At 59.9% G+C, this 4005-nt stretch carries 4 protein-coding genes; all 4 read right to left on the minus strand.

All coding sequences use genetic code 11. The features are described from left to right. Positions 1 to 649: 3-deoxy-7-phosphoheptulonate synthase (locus tag AAC083_RS03980; RefSeq protein ID WP_108535864.1), on the minus strand; the 649-nt coding region annotated here is incomplete at its 3' end. A gap of 230 nt (positions 650 to 879) precedes the next feature. Beyond that, on the minus strand, positions 880 to 2163 hold the full coding sequence (gene aroA, locus AAC083_RS03985; protein WP_042034886.1) for a 3-phosphoshikimate 1-carboxyvinyltransferase: 1284 nt from the start codon (positions 2161 to 2163) through the stop codon (positions 880 to 882). A gap of 171 nt (positions 2164 to 2334) precedes the next feature. Continuing rightward, positions 2335 to 3423: a 3-phosphoserine/phosphohydroxythreonine transaminase gene (serC, locus tag AAC083_RS03990; RefSeq protein ID WP_108535866.1), complete on the minus strand. Its 1089-nt coding sequence runs from the start codon at positions 3421 to 3423 to the stop codon at positions 2335 to 2337. Positions 3424 to 3647: 224 nt separating this feature from the next. Beyond that, on the minus strand, positions 3648 to 4005 hold a 358-nt coding region (locus tag AAC083_RS03995; RefSeq protein ID WP_258224593.1), incomplete at its 5' end, for an FAD-binding protein.

Raw genomic sequence — 4005 nt, forward strand, 5'->3', positions numbered from 1 at the left:
GGCCATACTTGGTGACCGACAGGAAATGGTGCGGCGCGCTGGCGGCGCCGATGGCATCAATGGCCACCTTGATGGTGCCATCCGTGCCGTTCTTGAAGCCCACCGGGCAAGAAAGACCGGAGGCCAGCTCACGGTGCACCTGGGATTCGGTGGTACGGGCACCGATGGCCCCCCAGCTCATCAGATCCGCCACGTATTGCGGGGTGATCATGTCGAGGAACTCGGAGGCGGTCGGCAGCCCCATGTCATTGAGATCCAGCAGCAGCTTGCGACCGATGCGCAGACCGTCGTTGATCTGGCAGCTGTTGTTGAGGTAGGGGTCATTGATCAGCCCCTTCCAGCCGACCGTGGTGCGTGGCTTCTCGAAGTAGACCCGCATCACGATTTCCAGCTGCCCCTTGAGCTCGTCACGCAAGGTCTTGAGGCGCTTGCCATATTCCAGCGCAGCTACGGGGTCGTGGATGGAGCAGGGACCGATCACCACCAGCAGGCGCTGATCGTCACCGGCCAGGATCCGGTGAATGGCCTGGCGGGATTCGAACACGGTAGATGAGGCGGTCTCGGTGGCCGGAAACTTCTCAAGCACCGCAACCGGGGGTAATAACTCTTTGATTTCACTGATACGAACGTCGTCGGTTTGATGCTGCATGACAAGACTTCCTGCTAGATGACTGCGATAAAGAAACCTCAATCTAGCCCGCAGTCGGGACGGTGTAAATAGAAAATTACATTATCTCATCAGGAATTTTCAGATCGTGTCTTGCAAGTTTGCATATTACTGCTAGCGCTCAGGAGCAAGTGTGCTGAGCAGAGCAACAATGGGACAGTCACAAGCGGGGCAGATATGAAAAGGCCCGCACCAAGGCGGGCCCAACAGGGTCACATGGCCTGACTGACGCTGGCCAATTTGTCGAAGTAGTCCGGGAAGGTCTTGGAAGTACAGCCCGGATCATTGATGGTGACGGCGGTATCTGACAGCGCCACCAGCGAGAAGCACATGGCGATACGGTGATCGTTGTAGGTGTCGATCTCGGCGTGCTTGAGCTGGGTCGGCGGGGTCACTGTGATGAAGTCATGTCCCTCCTCCACCTCCACACCCAGCTTGCGCAGCTCGGTCGCCATGGCGTGCAGACGATCGGTCTCCTTCACCCGCCAGTTGTAGATATTGCGAATGGAGGTGGGTCCCTCGGCAAACAGCGCGGCAACGGCGATGGTCATGGCCGCATCGGGAATATGGTTCATGTCCATATCCACCCCGTGCAGCGGTGCCTGCTCCGCCTCAATGAAGTCGTCGCCCCAGGTGATGCGCGCGCCCATCTTCTCCAGCACGTCGGCGAAGTGAATGTCGCCCTGAATGCTGTGCTTGCCGATGCCCGTCACGCGCACCTTGCCCTTGATGGCGCCGGCCGCAAGGAAGTAGGAAGCGCTGGAGGCATCCCCTTCCACCAGGAAATCGCCCGGGCTGATGTAGGTCTGGTTGCCCTTGATGTAGAACAGCTTGTAGTTGTCGTGCTCAATCACCACCCCGAACTGCTTCATGATGTGCAGGGTGATGTCGATGTAGGGCTTGGAGACCAGCTCCCCCTTGATGTGGATGCGGGTGTCACCGGCCGCCATGGGCGCCGCCATCAAAAACGCCGTCAAAAACTGGCTGGAAACGGAGCCGTCGACGTGCACGTCACCGCCCCACAAGCCCTTGGCGTCCACCACCAGCGGTGGGTAGCCGTCTTTTTTCAGATACTGGATATGGGCACCCGCTTCGCGCAGGGCATCCACCAGATGGCCGATGGGGCGCTCTTCCATGCGCGGCTCGCCGCCCAGGGTGTATTCGCCGGAGCCGAGACACAGTGCGGCGCAGAGCGGACGCATCGCGGTGCCAGCGTTGCCGAGGAACAGATTGACTGGTTCCTTCACCGCGAAGCTGCGGCCCAGACCGTGCACAGTGCACGCTGTCTTGTCGGCGGAGAGCTTGTACTTGACCCCGAGCTGGGTCAGTGCCGCCAGCATGTGACGTATGTCATCGCTGTCGAGCAGGTTGGTCAGCCGGGTAGTGCCGCGGGCCAGGGCCGCCAGCAGCAGGGCCCGGTTAGACACGCTCTTGGAGCCGGGCAGATTGACCTCACCGGCCACACGAGAAATGGGTTCCAAACGCAACGAATTCATAAACTTCCTGTACTGTCTCAAATAATTCACCTGACCGGACGTTAGCAGCCCGCGCCTTGCTCGGCAAGACCGCCCACTGCACAAAAGTGGGCCAGACTCGCGGTCGATCAGGATCCACTGAAAAAACAGACGCCGGGGAGTCCCCGGCGTCTGTCATGGGGGAAAAACGCCTCAGCCGTGACGTTTGGCAAAGCCATCCATAAAGCTCACCAGGGCCTTGACCCCTTCCAGCGGCATGGCGTTGTAGAGGCTGGCTCGCATGCCACCGACGATACGGTGCCCTTTCAGTGCCAACAAACCGGCCGCTTCCGACTCGGCCAGGAACTGCTTGTCCAGGGCATCGTTCTTGAGCTGGAACGGGATATTCATGCGGGAGCGGCAGCTGATATCCACCTTGTTGCCATAGAAGCTGGACTGGTCGAGATAGCCGTAGAGGAAATCGGCTTTTTCCTTGTTGCGCGCCTCCATCGCCTCGAGCCCGCCCTGTTCTTTCAGCCACTCGAACACCAGACCGGCCAGATACCAGGCGTAGGTGGGCGGCGTGTTGAACATGGAGTCGTGCTTGGCGGTGAGCTGGTAGTCAAAAATCGAGGGCACGTCGGCTCTCGCCTGGTTCAGCAGGTCGTCACGTACGATGGCGATAGCCAGCCCTGACGGGCCTATGTTCTTCTGGGCACCGGCGTAGATAACACCAAAACGGCTCACATCCATGGGACGGGAGAGAATGGTGGAGGAGAGATCCGCCACCAATGGCACATCGCCGGTGGCCGGGATGTCAAACATCTCTATGCCATCGATGGTTTCGTTCGGGCAGTAGTGTATAAAGGCCGCATCGGCGCGAAACGCCGGGGTCGGCAGCAGGTGGGAGATCCCCTGCGCATTCTTGGCAACCCCCGGGAAGGTCTGGATGTCACCGTACTTGTGGGCTTCATCCACGGCGCTCTGGGCCCAGACACCGGTCAGCAGATAATCGGCCTTTTTGTTGGCGCCACCCAGCAGGTTCATGGGCACGGCGGAAAACTGGCCACGACCACCACCGTGCATGAAGAGCACCTTGTAGTTGTCCGGCACCGCCAGCAAGTCGCGCAGGTCAGCTTCGGCCTTCTCGGCGACCGCCATATAGGGCTTGCCGCGATGGGAGAGCTCCATGACCGAGGCTCCCAGCCCCTGAAAATTACAAAATTCGCGCTGGGCGCGCTCCATGACTTCAACCGGCAACATGGCGGGGCCGGCGCAGAAGTTGTAAATCTGTTTGCTCATGACGCTTTCCGTGAGTGGATGAGAGTAATCGATGACGTGTCTGGTTTTACACAAGAGCCGCCCCAGGATCAAAGGCTTTTTGGGCGCTGGCTCAAGCTTTTATTACCCGGCTCAAGTCGGGCTGCCATCGAAAAAGCCCTGAACAGGTCAGGGCTTGCAGGGAACATGCATGGAAATGGGGGGCAGACCGCATCAATGGCTGGTAAGGCCTCTTTTCAACAAATTCACAGCTTGGCGGTGAGCTCGGGCAGCAGGGTGAACAGATCCCCCACCAGACCGTAGTCAGCCACCTGAAAGATGGGGGCCTCGCTGTCCTTGTTGATGGCCACTATCACCTTCGACTCTTTCATTCCCGCCAGATGCTGAATGGCCCCCGAAATGCCAACCGCGATATAGAGTTCAGGCGCGACCACCTTGCCGGTCTGACCCACCTGCAGATCGTTGGCCACATAACCCGCATCCACCGCCGCCCGCGACGCCCCGACCGCGCCGCCCAGCTTGTCGGCCAGCGCCTCGATAAGGGCAAACTGCGCCTTGGAGCCAAGCGCCCGTCCGCCGGAGACCACCACCCGCGCCGCCGCA

Source organism: Aeromonas sp. HMWF014, assembly GCF_963878295.1.
GTDB classification, from domain to species: Bacteria; Pseudomonadota; Gammaproteobacteria; order Enterobacterales; family Aeromonadaceae; genus Aeromonas; species Aeromonas popoffii.